Raw genomic sequence first — 24,188 nt, forward strand, 5'->3', positions numbered from 1 at the left:
TCATCCGCCGGCGACCATGGCGCGCAACTCGGTGAGCACGACATTGCCGTAGTTCCCGCCGACGCCCGCGACGCTGCGGTCGGCGGCCGGCGTAGTTCCTCGGCTTCGTGGCCGGTTGACCATGTCATGGCAGGTCAGTATCTGCTGCGTGGTTTCCCGATGGTCTGCGCAGGAGTTGGTCATCCACGGGGATCCGGGTCGCCGGCCCTCGGTACCCGCGGTAGGGGTTCACCGGCGCCGATGTTTCCGGGGAAGTAGTCCCGGGTGGGGATAGCCTGCGATTTCCCGTCGACCAATGGAGTGCCCGGAGTTCCGCCCGGATGGATGACCATCCCGAAGATCTGCGGGGACCGCCACTTATCCTTTCCGCCGGCCACCCACTGACCGAAACTCATCTCGACGCCGTTATCGACGACCTTCACCTCGGGACCATCCCGGAACACCGCCACCGCATGGGATCCCACCCGGCCGACCCGGTAGGGAGCCCGATAGCCGACCGTGGCCACCACGGCGTCACCGGTTGTCCGCACCCGCTCGAAAAGCGCACCCGGATCGGGCCAGCCGCCGGGCTCCCAATCGGCACCGACGACCTCCGGCGCCCGCTCGCCGTCGATCCCCGAATACCTCGCCACCGGAGCCGGAAGCCCCTCCGGAACCGCCAGCCCCAGCGCCGCATAAGCCACATCCCGAGCCCGGTAGACGCAGAGGAGATCGGTCCGGTCCAAATCGGGTTCCGTATCGGGTGACCGGTATGCGGCGAGGTCGCCGACCGGTTCCGTAGTGGCGAGCAGACGGTCGATATCGCTGTCGAAACCGGCGGCCAAGGCCTTGTCGATCCTGGCGAGGTCGGCCGTCCAGTGTTCTTCCCCGGCGGGCGGAAGGTAAGACCTGGACCGCCGCACATGTTCCGTGGCCCGCAGATCGAGTGTCTCGGCGAGATCGCAAAGCCCGGCTTCGCGGGTCGACCACTGTATCCGGTACTCGGCGAATTCGAGCAGCTTCTCCGGCAGGGTGGGCTGATCGGCCGAACCGCGGCGCGGACGCGCGCCCGCACTCGTGCGGAGCGCCGCCACATCGGTGATCTCCACGCCGGCCAGCTCCGGATATTCGGATTCGGCTGCGGTGTCACGGTATTCGATGAATCGCCGGTCCGCGAGATCGACCTGTGCACGGGCCCAGGCGATGGCGGATCGCAGCCGGCCGATACCGATGATCCGATCCGTGGCCGTGGCGAATCGTGCCAGCACCGCGAGTTCCGGATCCCGATCGCCCAGCATCACCGCGTCGTGGGTATTGGGATCATGGACCTGACCCAACTGGACAACCAGCGCGGCGACTCGTTCCGGCGTCAGCCAGCGCACCGGAACACCGAGTTTCGGTGCCAGCTCGGCGGCGGCCTTGTCCCGGTGGGCCTGCAGCTCACTCCGGGCGGAGAAGACTCGCTCGTCGCGGCTCGATCCGTCGACCGGGAGCGAAACATCGGATCTCAGCCGCAGCAGCGCTGATTCGCGGGCAAGCCCCTCCAGGCCGGATCCCAGTTTCACCGGTTCACCGAGGAAAATGCCGTATTCGGCGGCCAACTCGAGAATCCGCTCCAGCTGCTCGGCGAATTCGGATCGGAGTTCTTTCAGTTCCCCGGCCAGTTCCGCGCGCAGTTCCTGGTGCGCACTGCCCAGCACCCGATACTCGGTCTGTGCCTGATAGATGACTTCGGCACGGTCGGCGAGTTCGTCGAAGCGCCAGGCGATATTCCGCTGAGCAGACCCGGCGAGCGAGTCCGCGGTGACGGGCGGAATCTGATCTTCCGCCGCGATCCACGCGCGCAAGCTTTCTATTTCGTCGAACTGATCGTCCGAGGCGACCGGAAGGCGCAAGTTGCGGGCATCGTCCAGGTCCTCGAGGAAAGTACTGTCGTCGTCGCGAAGAGTGCCGTCCTCGTCGGGACCCGCGTAACGCACCTGGTAGACAGTCCGATTCAGCCACGGCAGCGCCCGGCATGTCGATTCGGTTCGAATCCGATCTGCCGTTCTACGAAACGGCCAGGGCCACTGTCGCGGTCGGCTGCCCGGCGCTGTATCCCGATGCGCAGTCGGTGACGCGGAGGGCGATACCCGGCCGGCCGTCGTGAGCTCTTGTATCTCAACGGTTCCCGGCAGTCGCGAGGCGATGGCCGCCCGCATCGTCGCGCCGTCGGTGCCGCCGGCCACGATCCGCAACCCGGGGTTCTTCCGCACCGGCGTCCCATGTTCGCGGACCGCCTGCACGGCGATCACTCTCCGGGCCACCGTCTCGGCCGCGCGTTGCCTTCCGGCCTCCCCCGCGGCTTCGGGTCCGAAGCGGAACACCAGCACGGTGGCCACCGGCCGGCCGCCGGCATTCCCCTCGCGCGTGAGCTCCGCCGCCCGGCGCACGGCAGTAGCGAGCCCGCCGGTCAGGACTCTTTTGGCGGATTCGGGCACAGCGGCGATGATCTGTTCGGCGGCGAAGGTCGTATCGCCGAATTCGAGCACGAGCAGTCCGGGATTGTCCGGTCCCGGCAGGTTCAGCAGCCGAACCGGGAACCCGCCCGCCGCGGATTCGGTGGCGACCACCGTATCGAGAAGTCGCTGAATCGCCTGTAGTTCACTCAACCGCGACTGATCCGCGGCGGCGGCCCGCCTCCCTTCCCGACCGATACGACTGCGCAACTCCGCTATTTCCTGTCGCAAGAACCGGCGATTGTGCCGATCGCGATTGGCCGGCGGCACGATATCGAGTTCCCCGAACAATTCGGGACGGGTACGGGCCAGCTCCAGTTGCACAGTGATATCGGCACCCGCCCAGAACGCGGCCACTCGACCCAGCCGGCCCCACGGTCCATCGCTCGCATCCGACTCCGCGGCAGGGGAATCGAAAGCACCTCCCATGACGTTGCGGGCGTCGATCGGGGCACGGTCCGGCTCCCTCCGCGACGCGCCATCGCCGTCGGCGCGGAATTCGGCCGCCCGACCCGGTGGTTGTTCGGTCGACGAGTTGGGACCGGCAGGAATCCGCAGGTCGTCGATATCGTTCAGGCCGAACGCGGTCAGGGCTGCACGCAGCCGGGCCGCGGGATCGGCGGGGTCGGATATCGTATCGCCGGTTTCTCCGCCCAAGCGATGGCGCGGGAAGTCGTACCCCTCGACCCCCACCGGGTAGTCGCCGGCGATGATCGGATGCTCCGGGGTGTAGGCGGGTGCACCGTCCGCGTCGGATTCGGCCGCGAAGACGATCCCGTACAGCCTGCCCTCGCCCGGCATCCAATCCTGCGCCAGCGGCATATCGGTCCGGATGCCGTTGACGAGGGTGTGCACCCAGACCTCGCCGCCGATCCCCGGGTGCAGGACGAACACGTGGGCGTCGGTATCGGTGTCGACCGCACCTGCCACCACGGAGCCCGTCTCGGCGCGGGCGCGCATCTCCGCGAAGTTGCCGAAACCGCCGGTACGCCAGTTCGCCCCGAGATTCGCGGCGAATTCGACTGGACTCGTTCCTTTTTCGCGGACCTGCCGCCCGGCAGCGGTGGCCCCGGAAATCGACGGTATCGATGGTGTGCCGATTCCCAACAGGAGGGATATGAACGCCGTGGCGTCCACCGCGCAGATCTTCGGAATATCCTTCGCTCGGGGGCCCGGTACCGCGCTGCCGTCACCGACGGCGGGGATAGATGGTTCCGCGTCGGCCGGTTCGGCCGCGATGCCCGGGGTGCCCGGATGTTCGGCGATCCGGATCAGTTCGGCCAATCCGGCAGCGATAGCGCGATCCAGCGCGGCGATCTCATCCCGGCGATCGGTCTGCTGGTCCGTTCCGGCGAGGGCGTTACGTTCCTCGGCAAGCCGCTCGAGGTCGCTCGCCTGCTCGTCCAGGCGAGCGAGCAGCAGCTGCGCGACCGCGAAGACATCGGCCGCCGCGGCGGCGGCGTCCAGCCGGGCCTCGTGCGCGTCATCGAGGTCATCCGGGGCATCCTCCGCGCGGAGGTCGGCGAAATAGGCCAACCGGCCGGGTTCGGGGTTGTCGGGGTACCCCCGCAATTCCTTCCAGGCATCGTGGGAATGTTGTTTGGCTTCGGTCCAATGCCGGTGTGCGGTCTCCAGTACTTCGGTAGCTCGTTCGAAGGCCGCGTCCTCGATGGGGGGCGGTAGCGGATCGCCGGGCGCCGCGAAGCGCTGCCGCAACTCTCGCAATGCCTGGCCCAGGCCCGGCGGCTCGGGCAGGGTCGCGATGATCCGCTCGACGGCGGCCAGGCTCGCGTCCATCAGGGCGGTGCGCTGTTCGAACATCAGATCCGCGGCTTCGGCCCGGCGGGCCATAGCGAGCAGTTCGGACGCCTGCAGGTAGGCCACGGCCGGATCACGGAACCGGCGCGGACGTCCGGCGTCGAGGTCCCCGCGCACGTCGCGCGCGGCGACCCGGGCCGCCAGCTCGTCGTCCGAGATCGCATGCCCGAGATAGACGGACATCATTTCGCGGTTCAGCTCGACCGCCTGTTCGAGAGCGGCCAGCCGGGCACTGGTCTGGCGCCGGGCATGGGGGTCGAGACCGAAAACCTCCGGCTGGAGGGGCCGGCCGGCCACCGTCCCGGGATCCGGTGGGCGCTGCAGCTCCCGGCTCGCGGTGAACCAATCCCCGGCTTGCCGATCCAGTTCCGCGGCCAGGTCGCCGAGCATCTCCAGTTCTGCGCGGGTATAGAACCCGGCGGTGTAGTGCGCTTGGGCGGTCGCGAGCGCCCGGCTCAGGGTGATCACCTGCTCGGCCCTGGTGCGCCACCGCTCGAGCTCCGCCACCGCAGTGCGCAGGTTGTCCAACGCGAAGAAATCCAGCTGATCGGGTGAGACGCCGGCGGGGTTGTCCGCGGCATCGCGACGCAACTGGTCCATCCGTACCGGATCGCGCAGATCGCTCTCGGAAACTCCCAGCTGCCGGGCGATTTCGGGGAGCAGCTCACCGTGGAGGCGATCCCATTCCGAACGCCGCAACGATCCCAGCTCCGGGTTGGCGTCCAGGTACGACCCCAGCTGAAATCCCAGCCGCAGCTGCTCCCGCAGACCGGCGGTGAAGAGCTGGAACAGCCCGGGTTCCGGAAAATCGCCGGGCAGTGGCCGGGATCTGTCGACCGAGAACCGCAGGTCGCCCGGCACACCCGGGCCGTCGGCGCCGTCGTCGAGCGCGTCGACCGCCCGGGCCTCCAGAATCGCCGACAGCTCCTCGTACAGGATGCCGATATCGGTTCCCACCCAGAACACCACGGCAGGCGACGGCCCGTCACCGGGATCGGCGGCCATCCTGTCGTAGTGCTCCAGTCCACGCCGCGACGCCGCCGCGAAAACGGACGGATCCGTGGCGCCGGGCGAGATATCGACGACGATCGTGTCCGCCCGTTCGATATTTCCGATAACCACCAGGTCGGAGCCGTCTCCGTGCAAGTCCAGCGAGAGCACCCGGACCGCCGAATCACCGGGCAGCCACGCCGCGGCCCGGTCCATTCGCCGCAACTCGTGCGCCCGCCCACCGGCCCGTTCCGGGTCGGCGGCCGCTTCGGCAGCCAGCTCCCGGTGCAGCAGTATCCGATTCGCCCGGTCGCGGAGATCGCCGGGTATACCGGCCCTTGCGGCGATCAGGTCGGGCTGGGCCTCGGCGACGAGCGCCAGGTCCGGTACGTGGGTGTGCCGCAGCGGCAACACCGGCCCGGTCCCGCCGAGCAGGCGCCGAACTTCGGCTACCTGCGACTGCTCGTCGGCGTTCAGGGGTGCCGGCGCGTAACCCTCCATCACCGTCCAGGGGTCGCCGATATCGGCTGGACGCTCCTGCGGCCCCTCGGCATCCCCGGTGTCCCACGGACTTTCCGCCGCCGGAGGCAGGTCGCCGGGAGCGACACCGGCCGCCGCACGGCGATCCTCCGGCATCGGCCGGATCCGTGCACCGCCCTCCGGCATCGGAAGGCCGAACGCGTCGAATACCGCCCGATACAGCGAATCCACGGGATCGGCCGTCTCGAACACCGCCGGGTCCACCACCTGCAGACCGAACCGCTGCATCGCCCGCACCAGCTCGTACAGCGAATGATGCTCCGGCATCAGGAAACCCAGCACCGCACCCAGGTAGGCGGTATCCGAAACCCCCGGCGGCTTCAACCACACGAAACGCGAAGCGAACCGGCCCGCCGTCCCCGAAATCGCCGAGACCACCGGGAACCCCCGTTCGACCGCGGTCGAGCGGAACCATTCCCCGTCCCGGGCAATATCCACCGCGAGCGAGCCGACAGTCGCCCTGTCCGCCGGTAGCGGCACGGCATACTTGTTCGGATCCAGCCGTTGCGCCTCCTCCGGAGTGACCTCCCGATCCTCGCAGTAGACCCGCACCAAGGCCACCACCGCGTTCCCGTTCGCATCCCGCACCCGGCGGCCGGTCTGGTCGTCGAACTCGTAGAGCGGTAGCGCGAAACGGAACTTCTTGCCGACGGCCTCGAATTCGGCGCGGAGGGCATCCTCGAGCGCGTCCTCGTCGACCCGCCCGTCGGCAGTTCGTGGCAACTCCAGGTCGCCCGGCTCCAGCCGAGTCACTTCGAGCGCGATCAGGGGGCCCGGGATCGCCGCGAACTCTCTGGACGACAACGGCATCCCCAGCAGCTGCCAATCCTGGACCGTCCATACTCGGCGTCCCTGCCAGCGCTCACTGGGAACTCGTTCGTCCGCCTCGCTCGCCGTACGCTCCTCCTGGAATGGCAGTTCCTTGTCGTCGTGCACCGCTTTGTGGGATTCGGAAACCTCGAGCCATTCCACCGTTCCCAGCGGGTCTGCCCCGACGATCCGCGCGCGTATCGCACCCAGCGCGTCGATATCGAGTCCCAGCCGGGCAGCCGTTTCCGCCCAGTCGGCCCGGTTCAGCAGCTCGGTCACACCGTGGTCGAGCGTCGGTCCCGCCGGTGGATCGATCTCCGCGCTGTACCACATCGCATACTGCACGGCGCACATCAGTTCCCGGACATTGCCGGTCGCCACCAGCTCGTCCAACGACACCGACCGCGGCACCTGCCCGTGCCCCTTGGTTCCCCCGACCGCGTAGAACGCGTCCTCGACCCGCTCGATCTGCTCCGGCGTCCGGTCCGGCGCATGCATCTCGATCAGCACCGCACGCAGGCGCTCCAGCACGGCCACCGCGGCCTGCCTGACCTCCGGATCGTGATACAACGCCCGCGCGAGCTCGACCTCTTCACGCACCCGCCGAACCCGCCACCCGGGCTCACCGGAATTCGGCGCAGCAGAATCGGCCGGCAGCTCGCTCCCACCATCGTCGGCGAGCCGGATCTCCTTTCCGGCGGCGCGGTCCGGTCGAGTCGATACCGGGCGCCGCGGAGCATCGGCCACCGGTCGTGGAACCGAAGGCACGGTGTTCTCGGAGGGCGTTGCCGGCGGCAGCTTCAGCGGCTGTCCGGCGGTACGCACGGCCTCGAGCACCGGCCCGAGCAGGTGGTCCAAGCCCGCTTCTATCCCGGCCGACCGCCCGTCCTCGCCGTGTTCGATACCCGAAGCGTCCGCGGCGCGCGCCTGGAAGTACCGCCCTGCCAGGTCCTCCACCTGCCCGGCGAGCTCCACCAGGGCGGTTTCGCGGGCAGCCAGGATCTGCCGGGTTTCGGCGTAACCGATCAGCAGATCGAGTTGCCCCGAAATCGCTCTGTGTTCGTCTGCCGCGAGCCCGGGGACAGATTTCGGATCCAGTCGCCCGCGTAGTTCCCGCAGCCGGTCCAGGTCGGTCGGCTCCTGGGTGAAGTCGTAGTCACCGACACCCCACGCGTCGCGTGCCAAATCCCGGAAACCACGGGATTGCTTATCCAGCACAGCCAACTGGGCCCGGGTCCAGACCGTGGCGCCGTGCAGCAGTGCGAGGCCTTCGGCGCGTGTCGTATCGGCCAGGTGGGCCGCACCGGCGGCCAGCTCACGGTCGAGGCGACGCAACCGGTCGGCTTCGAGATGCCCGGCGCCGGCCGGACGACTCAGCCGCTCGGCGAGCACCGCGACATGCTCCGGCGTCAGCAGTTCCGGCGGATAGCCGATAAGCGCGGCGAGTTGCCCGGCCAGGAGGTCACGGTCCCGGCGGAGTTGCTCCAGCCGATCGGCGAATGCGGCCACGTTCCGGTGCGCCCACCCGTCCGGCGGCATATCCGGAGGCGCGAAATCCGCGAGCCGCCGCGTGAACTCATGGGCGAGCCGCTGGGTTACCGGCCCGAGCACCCGGCCCGGCGCGAAATCGCCGAGCTGCCAGATGTATCCGCGTTCAGCGGCCCACTCCAAGGTCTCGCGGGCTCGGTTCGCGAGTTCGTCTCGAAGCCCATCCACCTCGTGGGGCCGGGACACCCGCCCCGCCGAGTTGTGCCCACGAAGGGTGGCCGCCTCGGCCTCGAAGATCCTGGCGGCGAGCGTCTCCAGCTCGACGACACGGCGCATGAGAACGGGATCGTCACCCAGTTTGCCCGCGCGGCCGCCCCAGTATTCCATCAGCGCCTGCGCCACGGCCTTCAGCGCCTCGATCTTGTCCAGATCCGCCACGAGTTCGGCTGATTGCGTGTCATCTTCGGACCCGAGGGAAGGTACCGGGGTCGTGCCTGTCACGAGGACCGCGTCCCGCAGGAAGATGAGGTCGAGTTCGAACGTCCGGCCGCCGTGACTTCCGATCGGCCCCGGTGATTCTTGCTTGCGAACGAACGGACGAAACTCCGGCTGTTTTCGTGGCGACCGTTTCTGCGCCGGTACGGTATTCCGATCTTCGGCCGACCGGCTCACCACGGCCGGTTCGGTGAATCGGCGGGCGACTTCCACCCCGATCTCGCGTCCGTCACCCCGATGCACGATCGCGAACCGGGGCTGCGGCAGCTCCGGCGACCGCAGGCCACGGGCCGCGGCGACGGTGGCGATCCGGCCCACCACCTGCTCGACAACCATTTCCGTGTCGGCAGATCCGGGGCGCAGGACGACCGTGACACCGGTCGGGCGCCCACCGGCATTGGCTTCGAGGGTGAATGCCGCCGCCGCACGCACCGCACGCCGCGCCGCCGCCGAGTCCACGGTATGGCCGGGCACGTAGGTGATCACCTGTTCGGCGGCGATATCGGCCGCGACCCCGAATTCGAGCATCAGCGGGCCGCGCTGCCCGGGCTGCGGGAAGGCCAGCAGCCGCGCCCGGAAACCCGACTTGCGCATGAGCGGATCGGCGAGGTCGCGGACCAGGTCACGGACAGTCAGCAATTCGGCGATATGCGCCTCGATTTCCGCACGCCCGTCGGCGGCGAGCGACAGTGCCCGGAGCTCGGCCAGCTGCTCGGTGAGGATCCGCCGATTGCACAGATCGCGGGTGTGCGCCGGGACGATATCGGACTGCCCTGCCACTTCGGGGAATTCGGTGGACAGCGCCTCACGGAACTCCGCCGACGCACCGTCGAGAAACGTGACAGTCCGCCGAATCCGGTTCCGGACCTCGGCGGAATCGGTGGTATCCGTCGATACCCGCAGATCCGCGAGATCGAGCCCCGCCGCGGCGAGCTCTTCGTGGACCAGGCGGCGCCGAGCCTGGCTTCCGGCATCGCGGTCCCATCCGGCCGATTCGCCGGCCAGCCGATGCCGGGGATAATTCTCACCGGCGACACCGGCGGGCTGGTCACCCTCGCGGATCCGGTGCCGTGGCGTATAGGACACCACACCGTCCGGGCCCACCTCGGTATCCAGCACGATCCCGTAGAGCCGGCCCGGCGGGGGTGTCCATTCGCCTACCGGCGCATCGAGGCGGACCCCGTTCTCGAGGATGTGTACCCAGACCCGATCGTCGGCCCAACGGTGCAGGACGAACGCGTGGGCCGCGGAATCGGTATCGACCCCGCCCAGCACCACCGCGCCCTCCGCGGCCACATCGCGCATCTCGTCGATATCGGCGAAACCGCCGGGGCTCCAATTCGCCCGGTATCGCGCGGCGATAGCGCGGGGATCGGTGCCGTTGGCACGGATACCGCGGCTTGCGGCATTGGTGCCGAATACCGAGGGCAGTGGCGGACCGGCGCGGTTCAGCAGCAGATCGACGAAGGACTGTGCGTCCACCGCGCAGATCTTCGGGAAGGCCGCGGTGGGAGGTGCGGGGGTGGCGCTGCCGTCACCGACCGCCGGAGCCGGCCCGGCCGGCGGTGGTGGCGGCGGCGGCGGTGTGCGCCGAACGATCCCGTCCGTGGGGCCGGTCGGTGCCGGTCGGTAACCACCCTGGTCACCGGCCATCTCCAGCAGTTCGCTGAGCCCTTGATGCACTGTGCTGTCGGCAACGGCGCTGCGATCGTGGATATCGGCCAGCTCCGCGACAGCCTCCACCAGCCGGTGGGCGGCCAGGAAATCGCGGCCGATGAGCAGGTTCTCCAGCTCCGGTGCCAGTGCGGCGACTTCCTCGGTGGTGGGATCGTCCGGGAGCGTATCCGGTGAGACGGCGTGCAACCGCTGTGTTCGCTCGGCAAGCAGACATTCGGACGCCACCACCTGGTCGGCCGGATCACGCAGCCGCATTGATGACATACCGGCCGCGGCCCACAATTGCCCGACTACCGCCGACTGCGCGGTCAGCGCGTCACCGAGCTCCTGGCGGGTGCGCGCCCACGGCTCGAGTGCCGCGGCCCGGGCCTGCATCCGGCGGCGCATGCCCTGGTATCGGCCGAACTCGTCGGCGGCCGCGACCAGCCGGTCCAAGAGTTGATTTCGTGAATCGTCGAGACCGTCCGGGCCCCGTAGTTCGCGCAGCACGGCGGGTTCGGACAATCGGCCGACCCGTTCGGCCTCGGCAGGATAGGCCCGGGCCAGTGCGGTCCAGGCGTCGAGGTAGCGCTGTTTGGCTGCCACCCATTGCTCCTGGATATCGCGCTCCACGCCGAGAATCCGGTTGAACTCGGCGGCGGTGGCGAGCCGCTCCGGCGTTTCCCCGGTCGCGGACTCCGGATCGGGTACCTGCAGGTGCAGCCGCCGCAACTGCGGACCCAGCACCTGGACCGGCGCCGCTTGCCGGGCTTGCGCGAGCGCGACCAGCGCGGCCAGGCTCGCATCGTTGAAATCGCCGAGCTGCGCAAGTTGCAAATCCTCGGTGTCGATCCGATCGGCCAGCGCGCGCAGGCGGGTCGTTTGCAGATAGTCGAGGGCGACCTTCGTGAACTGGTAGGTCTCCCCCGGATCCGCGACGTCGGCCGTGTCCTGCGATCCCAGCAGGCCGAGTCCGACCGCGAATTCCAAATCCTCGTCCGAATAGCCTGCCGACTTTTCGTCCAGGTAGAAGGCCAGCTCTGCCTTGGCTCGGGCCGCCCGGGCATCGAGCTCGTTCAGCTGCGTGCCGGTCCAGCGGCGAACTCCCGGATCCAAACCGAAATCGGGCGGGGAAATCCGTTGTCCGGCTATGGTTCCGGGGTCGGATACCGCGGAATCGAATTGTTCGGCACGCGCCATCCACGCCCCGACCGCCTCGTCCAGCCGCCGGGACAGCCCCGACAACAGATCGAACTCTGCCCTGATATCGGCACCGATCTCGAATTGCTCCCACGCCTGGCCGAGCGCCGCGCTCAGCGCACTCACCTGAGAGATCCGGGTATCCCACTGGTCGTACTCGGCAAGCGCCCTGTGCACATTGCGCAGCACCACGAACTGTTGCTGGTCGGCGGGAACGACGGTCTCGCCGGAGGTATCGGCAAGCCACTGTTTGTGCAGGAGCGGATCATCGAGATCGGCCTCGGTGACACCGCGCTGCCGAGCCACCCGGCGCAGCTCCCTGGTGTATGCCGCCGCCAGCGCCTCCCGCATCTCCCCGTCCGGGAGTTCACCGTACAGGCGACTCAAGGTACCCGCGATCTGCATGCGCTGCTCGAGGCCGAGGTAGATCAACCGGGCCAGATGAGACCCCGGGTCCGACGGCAACGGTTCCAGCTTCTCGCGGGCGAACTCCTGAGGACCGAACAGAACATGGTCGATTTCCGGGATATTCGGGCCACCAGCACTCTGGGCATGGACCCGGCTGTCGCATATACCGGCCAGCTGCGCACGCCACACCTCGAGATCGGCGCCCACCCAGAACAGCGTGGCGACCGGTTCGGTGCGACCGGGACCGGCGATCAACTTCTCGTGCTCATGTAGGGCGCGCCCGGCCATAGCCGTGAACGCCGCCGGATCGGCCCGCGTGTGCCGAGACACCACGCGGATCCGCGCCGCGTTCTCGATATCACCGATCGCGACGATATCGGCGCCGTCCATCCCGTGGTCGGTCCGGTCCAGGGAGAGCACGGCGACCCGCGGAGCTTCGGGCAGTCGCTGCGCCGCCCGGGTCAGCCGCCGCAGTTCGGCACTCTTGCCGACGGCCGCCTCAGGGAAGGGAGTATCCGCGCCCGTACCCGAGTCACGCTGCAACAGAAGGATATTCGCCAGGTGCCGGATGTCGGCGGACACACCGGAGAGGCCGGCGATCAGGCCGGGTTCGGTGTCGGCGAGCTGCACGAGCACCCCCTGTCCGTACCGCTGCACCAGCGTCCGCACCGCATCGGCATCCGGGGCCGGCCAGAGTTGCCCGAACTCCACCAGAGCGGCGGCCACCGACCCCTCCGCGACCGTCTCGAGCGACCCATCCGGTCGCCAGGTGGCGGTCGAGAGCGGGTCCCCGATATCCGGATCACCGTCGACATAGTCGCCGACTCCCGGGACCGACCCGACAGCCTCGGCCGCGTCCACCGCCGCACCCCGGCCCACCAGCAGCACCCGGGGCCGCTGCCCGGACCCCGGCTCGCCGGCCCCCATCATGTGTCGAACCACGCCCGCCCGCATGATCCGTTCGGCCATATCGTCGGCATCGGCCCGCGCCCGGCCACCGTCGACGCGGTAGCGGAGGTCGAGGGTGAGGTGATCCTCCGACGGGGCGCAATCCAGGACGACGATCATCGCGGCGGAGTCGTCCGGCTCCAGACCGCGCAAGTACTCCCCGATATCACCGGCGATTTCACCGCTGCCGGCACCGGGGTCGACCCGCGACCGATACCAGATCACCGTCTCCGCCGATACCGGATCGCCCAGCGCCCACGATATCTGCGCCTGTCCGCGCGAGGTCCATCCCGGCACCTCGAACACATCGGGCCTGTGCCGCGCCGCGAGGAATCGCGCCCCAGGGGTGAACCCGTGGTTGCGGGCCATGACATCGAGCAGGCCGGTGACATCGTCGGCCAATCCCTCGGCAAACCGGAGACCGCCCAGTTCGGCCTGATCCTCCGGATCACCCGCCGACAGCTCATGGATCCTGTCCCGCAGAATCCTCCGTGCCGCTGCCGCATCCAGCCAGCCGATTTCTGCAAGCCCGCGACCGATACCCGGATAGTGCCGGACAAGTTCGTCGACCCGACCGTGTTCACCGGCCCATGCCCACAGCGCGGCCAGCGCGGTACCGCGCTCCCGGGCGAGCCGTTCCGGCGTCATCCGGTCCGGCCCGACGGGCTCGAGATCGATATCCAGCCCCTGATGACGGGCCAGCACCACCGAGACCGCTCGATGCAATTCCGGTGGAAGACCGTCCGCTGCGGAACTTCCCGCAACAGCGCCCTCGGCACCGGCGGGGAAATCTTTGCCCCTGACCTCGTCCAGATCACCCACCGGCACCCTGGACTCGTGAGCCACCTCGGCCGACGCCGCGCCGGACTCCGCCGCCGCACCGGCCGAATCAGCGGGTCCCCGCCCCTCCGGAACCGGAGATGTGCCTGCCGAGGATTCCGGCTCCTTCGCATCGCCGACATCCCGGCGGCGCTCGCCACCACCCCCCGGGTCCTCGGGCAAGGTGATCGTGACAACCTGACGCGAACCGGAATCGATCATCGGCCGTGACGTGCGACGGGCTCGGTCCGGATCTGTGGCGGGCTGTGCCGAGCCGGTAGCCGACACCGTGGCCGAGTTCCCGAGGAATGCCGCGATGCGCGCGGTCAGTTCCTCGGGGGTCGAAGCTGTCATGCCCTCGAAGTAGCCGGCGAGCGTATCGGAGGTGTTTCCGATCGGCTCTCCCTGATACTCGCGATCGGTGTGGTTCTCGTAGGCCTCGACCACCGCGTCGTCGGCATCGGCGATATCGGCCAGGCTGCCGGCACCGACCGGAGCGGGTACCCGCCAGCCGCCGGCGCTGTCGGGTTCGAGGTGGATCGACAGATATGCCGGGCCGACGGCGAACACTTCCAGGCGATGGTGTTCCGGGCGATGTGCCCCGGCCGGATCGACCGGCAGCGGCACCTTGCGGGTGTGCAGGTCATAGGCCATTGTCACCGGATGGGTATCGTCGAATACCTCGCCGCGCAGCGTCTGCTCCGCGCGCGCCCGCCGGAAACCGATTTCGACAAACCCTCGGCGCAGGGTGCCCGCGGGCAGCGGGTTCCCGTCATCCTCGGTATGGAACGCGTCCGGTCCGAGTTGGTGCAGCCACTCACCGAAACCGAGGTCCGTGCGCTGATCCCGGCGCAGGCGCAGGTAATGCTCCACGAGCCGGTCGACCGCGGCGAACCCGGTCGGCTCCCGGTACCGCCCCTCGGCCTCGGCCGCGGACAGTGGCCGCAGATTCAGCTCGCTGCCGGCACCGAGGGTGGCTTCCCAATATCCGATCTCGTGGGACCCGTCCCACAGCACATCGGCGTAGTCGCCGCCCGACAATGACAACTCACGGAGTACCCGGTAATGCTCGCCAGGCCGCGCGATCACACGCAGATAGGGCAGCGAGTCCGGGCGATGGTGCTCCACCAGGATGTTGTCGGAGGCGATCTGCGGCCCGCCACCGGCCCGGCCGGGCCGCGCATCCGGTCCGATATCGTTGCGGATCTCCTTGAACCGATCCTGCACAGCGCGCCAGATGTGGTGATCGCCCGCTCCACGCACGGCTGCTGAACCCTCGGAAACGGCAGCCGGCTCGACGGTCTGCGCGCGGGGCCCACCCCACGCGGGGTCGTCGAGCTGATCGACCGCATCCGCCACGTCCAGCAATACCGCGGCCAGCTCCGATTCCGGGATATCCGAGCTTTCCTTGCTCAGGAAATCCTGCACCGCTCGATACGCAAGGATCTCCGGTGCCGGAAGGTCCGGGTTCTGCGGTTGTGCCTGCACGGCCTCCGCATGCGCCGCGGTATAGATCTCCTCCAGAACGCCTTCGACCACGAACACGCCGCGCGCCCGCTTGGCCTGCAGACCGGCGACGGCGTCGGCAAGCCACTCGGGAGAGCCCTGAATTGCGGCGTCCGAGCTGTCGGCTCGCGATTCCGGAGTCGCGGGCTCCCCTGTGGGGTGTCCGTGTTCGCTTTCCCGGAGTGCCACGTAATGAGCGCTGAGATCGCGGCCATCGATGCGCGGCCCCAGTATGTCGAGCGACAGCCGCACCGCACGCATACCGGCACGGTGCGCGGCCGCGTGGCACATCGGGCGACATCGACTCCACTGTTCGTAGAACTTCCACGCGACGGCGAAGGCGCGTTCGTACGCTTCGGTGTAGGCCTGTGCGAGCGGATCGTAGGGGTCGGCAGCTGCCTCGATCGTGCGGTAGGACGGGAGACCGAGTCTCTCGTACTCGACGTCGGCGATCAGGTCCGCGCGATACGACAATGCATACGCGTCGGCCAGCAGATCCAGCATCCGGTCGACGGATCCGGCACGATCGGCGCTCGACGGATCCAGTGCGAGTTGTCCACCGGCAAGCTGATCGGCCATCCGCGCCGCGACGATGAGGATTCGGCCGTGCCGATGAGGGTCACCACCGGCATCCAGGGTGACCGTGTTGCGCACCGGGTCGTATCCGACCGCCGGCCCCTGCTCGATTCGGCGCCCCTCGGCATACTCCACCCGGGCGTCGGGTCCGGAGCCGAGTTCGATGGCCACACCGTGCCGCCCGAGGATTTCGATCGCCCAGGCTCCGATACCGGTTTCCTTCTCTCGCCACGGCATCGACGTCGAGTACTGGTCGAGCTGAGGGGGGATCGTCAGGCGGGAGACAGCGGGCTGCTGCGGAGGTGCCTGAGGGTGCACCGGGAGACCGCCGCGGCCTGGGTCGCCGCCCTCATCAGAGCCCTGGGTAGCGTCGGGCTCCGGACGTTCTTCCGCCCGCAATTCCGGCGGCAGTTCCCCGGCCAAGCGATAGACGAACGGCGTGCCCAGCGAGGTGCTTCGCCCGGCAACTTCCACAACCCCCTTCTCGCCCAATACTTTCAGTCCCAGCCGGACAGTGTCATCCGATACCCCGAGTACGGAACACAGTTCGGACACAGTCATCGGACGATCGGCCAGAAGACGGGCGATCCGGGCCTGCCGGTCTGCCGGCCGGTTCGACAGCGGCACCTCGGCGTGCTCTGTCAGCCCGCCGGCGACAAGGGGTGCCTTGTCCCAGGCGTCCGATAGCAGGCGGTAGCGGGTCCGCGCACCGTCCGCTACCGTCTCCACGATTCTCAGATCCAGCAGTATTCGAAGCGGTTCGTGAAGTCTTTGGGACGCGGCGCGGGTCAGGCGCTTCAAATCCGAGAGAGTACATTCCCCGTGCTCATCCAAAGCCGCGACGATTCGCCTCTGCAATGTGGTGAGCGGCCGATCGGTTGCCTCGGCCTCGGTTTTCCCGGAATAATGGACGGGCTCGGGAGTCTGTGCTGCCGGAGCGATATCGCGCTCGTCGAATCGACGATCCTCCTGAGACTCCGTGCGAGTTGACGGCTGATTGTCTTCCTGGCCCGGCGGCCTCTCGGGCGCCGAATCTCGGAGGATCCGATCGGCCACCGAATCGGTGATCCGGTCGAGCCATTCCCCGACCGTCATTCCATCGGGCGCGGCCGCGATGCCCTTCTCGGCCTGGGCATAGACCTGCTCGCGGGCGGGGCGAAGGACGACTACCCGCGTGGTATCCAGCTTCAGCTTCAGCCGCCGGCGGATTCGCTCGTCGAAGAGAGACATCTGCCGAGCGAGCCGGGCGGTGAACTGCGCCGTCGTGTCCTGACCGATACGCCCCTTCACCAGGGCCATATCCGGGCCGGATTCGAACAGCCTTTCCGCTGCTTCCCAATCGGCTTCGGCTATACCGAGAGCCCGGTACAGGGCTTCGCGAAACTCAGGGCGGACCGCGGCCTGCGCCCTCTTGGTGGCTTCTTCCAGTGTCCGGATCGTGCGGGCCGCGACGCCGAGCAGATCTGCGAGTTCCTGCTGGGACATCGGTCGCGAATTATCGCTGGGCAACCGAGCCGCCCAGCGACAGGCGGCGCTATAGCTGCCGAAGGAGGTATGTGCCGCGGAAGATGTGCTGAACGAATCCGGTTGTCCACCCGCGAACTTCCATACAATCAGATCCCACAGTGGTCGTGGCAGCGACACCAGCTCGAATATCCCGGCGACAACATCGATCCGACCGCGGCTCGTGTTCTCGAGCATGTGTGTCGCGTCCGCATGGAAACCGGCCAGGAGATCCACTTGGGTCTGTGTGGTGAAACCGCTGGCCCGGCGCAGGTCGGCGACGAGAGTTCCCAGGTTGGGGTAGGTAGATAAATCGGTGCGGAGGCTGCGGTGCGTGGACCCGAAGCTCCGGATGTGCTCGAGCAGCGCTTCGAGCTGTGTGATGTCCAGGCCCACATCACTTTGGTCGGTGATCCCGCGGATCGCCCGCGCGACGATATGGGGCGGGGAGCTCTCGATGCGCTCACGGAGATCTGCCCGGCCCGCGAACGCAGCGCGGCTATCGCGCAGCAGGCGCGCCTTCAGGGCTGCTGCGGCCGGGGTGGTGCGGATGGCCTCGGCGCACGCCATGTCGAAGTCCTGTTCCGGATCCGCACCGAGTTCGCGACCGAGAGCAGCATCGAGGGCACTGTGCAGGGTGTCGATGGTGAGGACGTAGGCGAGCCACGGATCACCCTCGGGGTAATTGCGCTCGAACTTCCCGTAGACCTCCGGGACGAAATGGGCCAGCAACCGCGCGAGGGCGAGCTGATCGCCCTGATGCGCCGCCCGCAGCAGTTCGCCCACATCGACGGCCGCTTCTGGTTGTCCGCCGGTGGACTCCACTGCCGGCACGTCACGAGCACGTCGGTCGCCGAGGGCATCGTCAGCTGCCGAGTCGCCGCCGCGGCCGGCGCTGTCTGCGGTTGCGCTCCGACGGCCTGCCTCGACGACAACCCGTGGCGCCAGCCGGCCCGTCCGGACGCAAGCCAGTGCCAAGAGGCTGATAACGGCTGGGCCGTCCTCGATTTCGCCGCGCAATGCCATGGCGAGCGCTTCGTCCACGGGAACGCGTATCTGCCCCATCCCGATCTCATCGGATTCGCCCGCATCCAGACGGGGGATCCCGTACAGGTTCCGGGCCAGGTAGATGCGGTGATGCTCGTCGGTGACTCCAGGAAGCGGCTCCACAGTCAGGAGCTCGCTCCACTGCAGGGCGGCGAGCCCGGCTTCCTCGGCAAGTTCGCGCCGGGCACCCGTCAGCGGGTCCTCACCCGCTTTGTCGAGCATGCCGGCAGGCAGCTGGTAGATCCAGCGACCCAGCGGCGCCCGATACTGGCGGACCAGGACAACCTCATCGGTACGTTCATCCCACGGCATCGCGAGCACCGTTTGATGACGGGTGATGACGTCCTGGGTCACCACGTCCCCGTCCGGTGTGTGCAGTTCCAGCCGGCGCACCTCGTTGAACGGGCTCGACCACACCGTCTCCTCGGCGCCGCGCTGCAGCGGCTGCGCACCGAAGATCCGGGTGCTGTCGACCGGCGGCGCGCCCGATGCTGCGGGCAGCGGATTCAGCGGCGGGTCCGTGGCCGGGCGCAGCCGGATATCGCCCGATATCTCACCCACCAAGGCCAAGACCCCTACCGCTGCCGCGGTGTCCACGAGCGCCGCGCCCGCAATCAGGGAGACGGCCTCTGTCAGTGGGATCCGCAGCATCTCCGGTCGCGGGTCACCACCCTCGAGATCATCGACGTCCCGGGCCACCAGGACGCGGGTGACAGCATTCGAACTGCCACCGCTGCGCACTACATCCGACACCAACGACAAGGCCGCGCCGGTCTCCAGCCCGTACTCGGCAAGGACACGACGTGCAATCACCGACACATCACCGTCGGCGGCGACCACGCCGTTGGGCAGTTCGAGGACCACATCGTCGACCGCCGCCCGGAAGCGGGGGCTGAGCACAACACGACCCTGCCGGTCGACCGGAAGGACGGCCACCGTGGCAGGCACATCCAGCACATCGCGGGGATGGACGGTCCCATCGGGCATGCGAACCCGATATTTCATCATGCGGAACCCGGACCCGCGGTGAGCCACCGCGGTCGACACCACGTCGAACTCCGCCGCTTCACCGGCCGACTCGGAGGTAGCTGCGACGTGTGGGCCGGGCCGAATGCCGGGGTCGTTCTCCGGCCGCTCCTCGCTGCGGCCCGCGCCCGAACGTATCGCACCGAATCGGTGCACATAGTCCTCGCGTTGACCACGCATCGGCACCAAGCCTGTCACCGTCATCAGGCCGTATTCCCAATCGGAATGCCCGCTCTTCAGGCGCGAATTGGCGCGGCGGTGCCGCTCTTCCCATGGCTCGTGCGGATACTGTTCGGCGAACGCTATTTCGCCGATCTCGTGCTCGATCAGCCGTATATCGCCGGCCTTCAGTACGGCAGGGTCCACCTCGTCGGAGTTCCAGTCACCGAGGATCATTCGGTAAATACCCTCGACGATCTGGAAATCGCAGTCGAAATGACCGTAGTGGGCGGCTCCGTCAGCGGTCTCGAACCGATGCTGGTCCACGAAAACATACGTCAGGACCTGTTCGATATCCGCACGTGTGAACGGCGGCTGCCCCTCCTTGCGCTTCACGCCGGCGAGGTTCGCGACGATTTCTTGGAGCTCGGCCTCCGGACTCCCCGCCATCCAGAGGCGAATCAGCCGGTACTGCTCTTGGGACCAGGCGTACCACAGGGACGGATCGGAGGGTTTCTTGCTGATCACCTCCGCGAGGCGGCCGATATCGCCCGGATCCACCAGGTGCGCGGTTTTCGGTGTCCACTCCACATCGTCGGGCCGTGCGGGCACCCAGGGCTCCTCAGCCGCCCCGTCGTCGGCCGTACTGTCATCGGCCGCTCCGACGTCAACTGCACCGTCACCGGCCGACGCGGCATTGTCCGCTACGGTGTCGGCCGCCGCACTGTCGCCCGCTCCGGTCTCGACCGGGAGAAGGCTATCGGACAAGTCCGGTCGCTCCCGGAAGAATCTCGCGGCGACCGCGGCGAGGTCCTCGGGCTTCGCGAGCACCCGGACCAGGTCGGCAACCCAGGGTTCGAGATCCCTCGGCCGCCAGCTCTGCCTGGTCAGTGCGCGTGCGAATTTGCGGGGCGGAATGCCGATCAGCTCGGCCACCTGATGCTGGGCGATTCCCCGGTCGAGACGGCAGGCAAGGAGGTAGCTGCCGAGCGTATTGTGCGCGCCGTGGGTGGCGCTGAAGGATTCCAGCCCGTCGATGAATCTCCGTGCGAAAAGATTTCGATCCGACTGCGGGACATCCAGCGCGAGCAGTATTTTCCGCCAGCGCCCGGCAGTGATTTCTCGACTGCTCATTTGCGCCGCCACGATGAGGGCTTCCGAAATTTCCGGGTCGGCGACCATGTCGGCGAAGACTTTCGCGGACAATCCCCTGGCGGTGAGCAGTGCGACGAGGACGTCGCCGGGCGAATTGTGTGCCGCCACCTTCGTACTGCGAGTCCGGGGAACGAGGGAGTCGACTACGCGAACTCCGGGCGGCGGCTCGGCCAGGCCGTATGTGCTCGACGACCCGCCGCTCCTGTGTTCGACGAAGCCCTGGGTTTCCAGCCGTCGCAGCGCTTTCAGCGTCAGGTTTTTCGACGCACCGGTCTGCGCCGCCGCGTCTTCTACACTTCTCGGTCCATGGCGCAGGAGCTCCAGCAGATTCCATTCGGCAGACGTCACAAGCAGGTCGACCGCGGGGGCTTCACGTCCGTGGCGACCCGATACGGCGCCGCCCGGCTCCGAGGCTTCGCCGGCGGGTCCGGAGTCGTCGGCACCCGAGCGGATCGGGCCGTAGGTGGCCAAACCCAGTTCGCGGTCGCGGCGTTCTTGAACGGACAGTGCGGCGATCCAATCGGATCCATTGTTCGGAAGCGCATTCTCTGCGCCGCGATGAATATCGCGCCAGGGCGCGGTGGGACGCGCGAGCTGGTCCGTCCGTGGGTCCCGCTCGATCTCGAACAGTTCGTGCTCGAGTAATGCCGCCGTGCTCGGATTCCAGCGCCCCGCGATGAGCTCATACAACGCTTCGAGAAGCTGGAAATCGGGGTCGAGATGGTCCTCGTACAGTTCGTCGTCATCGTTGTGCAGCAGATGCTTCGACAGGAAAATGTGAGTGAAGATGCTCGAGATCTGCTCGTGCGTGTACGAGGTGCCGTCGTGGCGTACCACCGCGGCCGCGGTGAGGGTGCCGACGATCGCGTCGATATCGGCCCGGTCGTCCGGGTTCGCGCGCATCCGGTCGCGGATGAGCTCGTACTGCCGCTCCGCCCAGGCCTGCCACAGGTGCGGCTCCTCCGGTTTCACCCGATCGTCGAGTGCGAAGTCGAGCCATCCCCGCTGCGGCGGTGGCTCGACGCCGGGGCGGGACAGCAGTTCACCCAGTTCCGCTTCGGCCGCGCGGAGAGTGTCCATATCGGCCCGCAGATAGGCCGAATCAGCCTTGGCTTGCGTGGAATAGCAGGACAGCCAGTGCGCACCGAGACCAGTCGGCGTCTGATGGTGGTCCAGATCCAGCGTGCGCCGGTATTTCGCCGCGAATTCTGCCGCGCGCATCCTGATTTCGCCGGCCAATGTCATCGCGTGATCATGGAGGGACTTACCCGGCTCGGGGCCGATCCGATCCTTGTTCACCTGGCTGTCTGCCAAGGCCACCAGATAGTCGATACCGGCACGGCAGGCACGCTGATACGTCTCATACACCTGCTGCCGCCGGGCGATCGACACCAGCGGATCCCGGGCGGGATCGGCACGGAGCCGCTCGGCCCTATCGGCCGCGGACTCCAGTGTGCCGAGGACCTGCATCAGCGGATTCACGATCCGGGCCGGGCCGCCGCGGCCGGTGAGGTCATCGATCCGGATCTCCGCGCCGATGGACAGCACCGTGTCCAGCGCGGCGTTCATCCGGGTCGTGGAGAACTCCGACACCGTATCGTTCGCGTCGTCGATCTCCTTGTCGGTCAGGCTGCCCGGAGTGGTCCTGAGCGCGCCGGAATCCCCTCCGGCCAGCATCATCTCGGCGCGAAGCCGCGCCATATCCTGTTCGGCGGCGCGATACTCGAACCGGGCATGCGCGGTATCGATCCGGTCCTTCGCTATCCGATTGCCGTGCAGCCGATCGGCGAGCCCGGGGCCGAGCAGGTCGTGTTCCTCGGTCAAGTGCTCCTGAATGACCGCAGCCAAGGCTGGAACGCTTTGCTGTTCCCCCTGAATCGCGCCTCGTTCGATGGCGATCCGCCGCAGCGTCTCCTCGGCCGCCGCCTTCCGGGACTCGGCCTGCGCCAGTGCGTCCAGCCAGGCGGACCGGAACTTGTCCATCGCCGGGCCGGGGTCGCGTCCCAGCCGCACCATTTCGGACGCTCCGGCAACCAGGTAATCGCGCTCGGCGCGGGCGGCCAGGCGTCCTACCTCATCGCTGAGGGCGTGGCGGTGCAGTTCGGTGCGGGCGTTCCAGCCGGGTGGGGCTGCCTCGTCCGGGCTGCTGCCCTCTTCCCGGTGCAGGGGCCAGATCGCTCGCCAGTCCGCCAGCCGCGACAGCAGCTCGGGTAAGGTTCCCGAGTCGTCCAATCGGAGCGCTGCGGCGATATTCCCCACATCGCGAAGGGCCAGGCCACGACGCACGGCTGTAACCGATCCCGCCTCCTGCTCCAAGGACTCCACCTGGTCGAGCGAGGACCGTAGCACCAGCCGATCCACACTCCACCCCACATCAGGCTGGGGGATGTCACCGTCGGAGCCTTCGGCCATCGGGCGGGCGAGATCGGCCCAGCCTCGGTGGTATTCGATCGCGGCACCGAGCATCGTCTGGCGGATCGCAGTCAGCACCGCGGGCTGCCACAGGGGGTGACCATAGTGGGCCATTCCCGCCAACTCGTCCAAGGCCTTCTCGATCTCCGCCCGGAGAACAAGCATATTGTCGCGCAGAGCTTTCGCCTGCTCCGGCTCCGGCTTCATCAGATGGAGGTCTTGCAGCTGATCCGCTATTCGCAGCAGGTCACCGCGAGCGCCCTCGAGCCTTTGCCAGGCCACCTGCCGGGCGACCTCACGCACGTTGCGCAGAGTGCTCTCGGCCGCGGTGAGCGCGACGTCATCACCGCGCGACCTGGCCAGTTTCGCTTCGGCCGTCGCGTATTCGAGCGCGGAATTGATCGCTGTACGACGTATCCGGCGAAAGTCCGCGAGTTTGCGATGGGTCTGCAGCTCGATCAATCCAGTGGGGATCTCGGCCTCGGGATCGTCGAGGCAGCGCAGTTCATCGACTATCCGGAACCCACAGTCATCGATATCCAGACTCACCTCGTCGACAAGGCGCTTCACCCCCGACGGTTCCGATCCGTCGACCTCGGCTCCCAGCTCCCGGGCGCGGCGGACGCTCTCACGGTAGGCGTCCAGTGCCCGCCGCCGCTGTGCATTCAGGATTTCTTCGTTCGCGGCGGTGACCGCGGCGAAGGCATTACCGGGTTCCGATGAGTCATGATCGACTCCCAGTTCCCGCGCCCGGCGCGCGTTCGCGCGATAAGCGTCCAGAGCCTGCCGCCGATGCGCGTGCTGGGCTTCTTCGTCGGCGGCGATGTTCGCGTCGCCGCCGTGGGTATCCGGTTTCGCCGCAGAGTCGTCACGACCACCGGTTTCGCCGGTCGAGGCGACGGTGGCCGGATCACCGAATTCGGCGGCCGCGACGGTCTCCGGCACGTAGTCTGCGGGGCGACGGAAATACACGACGACCGAGGTTCGTTCGCCCGGGGCGAACCGCGGCTCGACAGAGGCAATCTCGATCTCGGTGAACCCGTACTCGGCGGCGATCCGGCCCGTAGCGGTCATGGCCGCGGCCTCCTCCTCGGAGAAGCCATCCTGTACCGCGGCGTTGAAAGTGTCCAGGTTGTCGAACAAACCGCTGTCGGC

The 24,188-nt window shown here is 68.0% G+C and carries 2 protein-coding genes (1 of these 2 cut by a window edge); both read right to left on the reverse strand.

Annotation, left to right across the window (positions count from 1 at the left end; all coding sequences use genetic code 11):
• Complete coding sequence (locus tag ACQEVO_RS13565) at positions 1-183, reverse strand: hypothetical protein (protein WP_432912909.1); 183 nt, start codon at positions 181-183, stop codon at positions 1-3.
• On the reverse strand, positions 180-24,188 hold the 3' portion of the coding sequence (locus ACQEVO_RS13570) for an NUDIX domain-containing protein (RefSeq protein WP_432912910.1). The gene runs 36,867 nt beyond the window's last position; only the last 24,009 of its 60,876 coding nucleotides appear in the window; its start codon lies off the right edge, out of view — the gene reads right to left on this strand; its stop codon occupies positions 180-182. Before ACQEVO_RS13570 ends, ACQEVO_RS13565 begins: the two co-directional genes overlap by 4 nt.

Source organism: Nocardia sp. CA-290969 (assembly GCF_050936135.1).
Taxonomy (GTDB): Bacteria; Actinomycetota; Actinomycetes; order Mycobacteriales; family Mycobacteriaceae; genus Nocardia.

Bases quoted from the DNA above. Each gene is read 5' to 3' on its own strand.
- ACQEVO_RS13565 (WP_432912909.1), bottom strand. From the start codon at position 183: ATGACCAACTCCTGCGCAGACCATCGGGAAACCACGCAGCAGATACTG.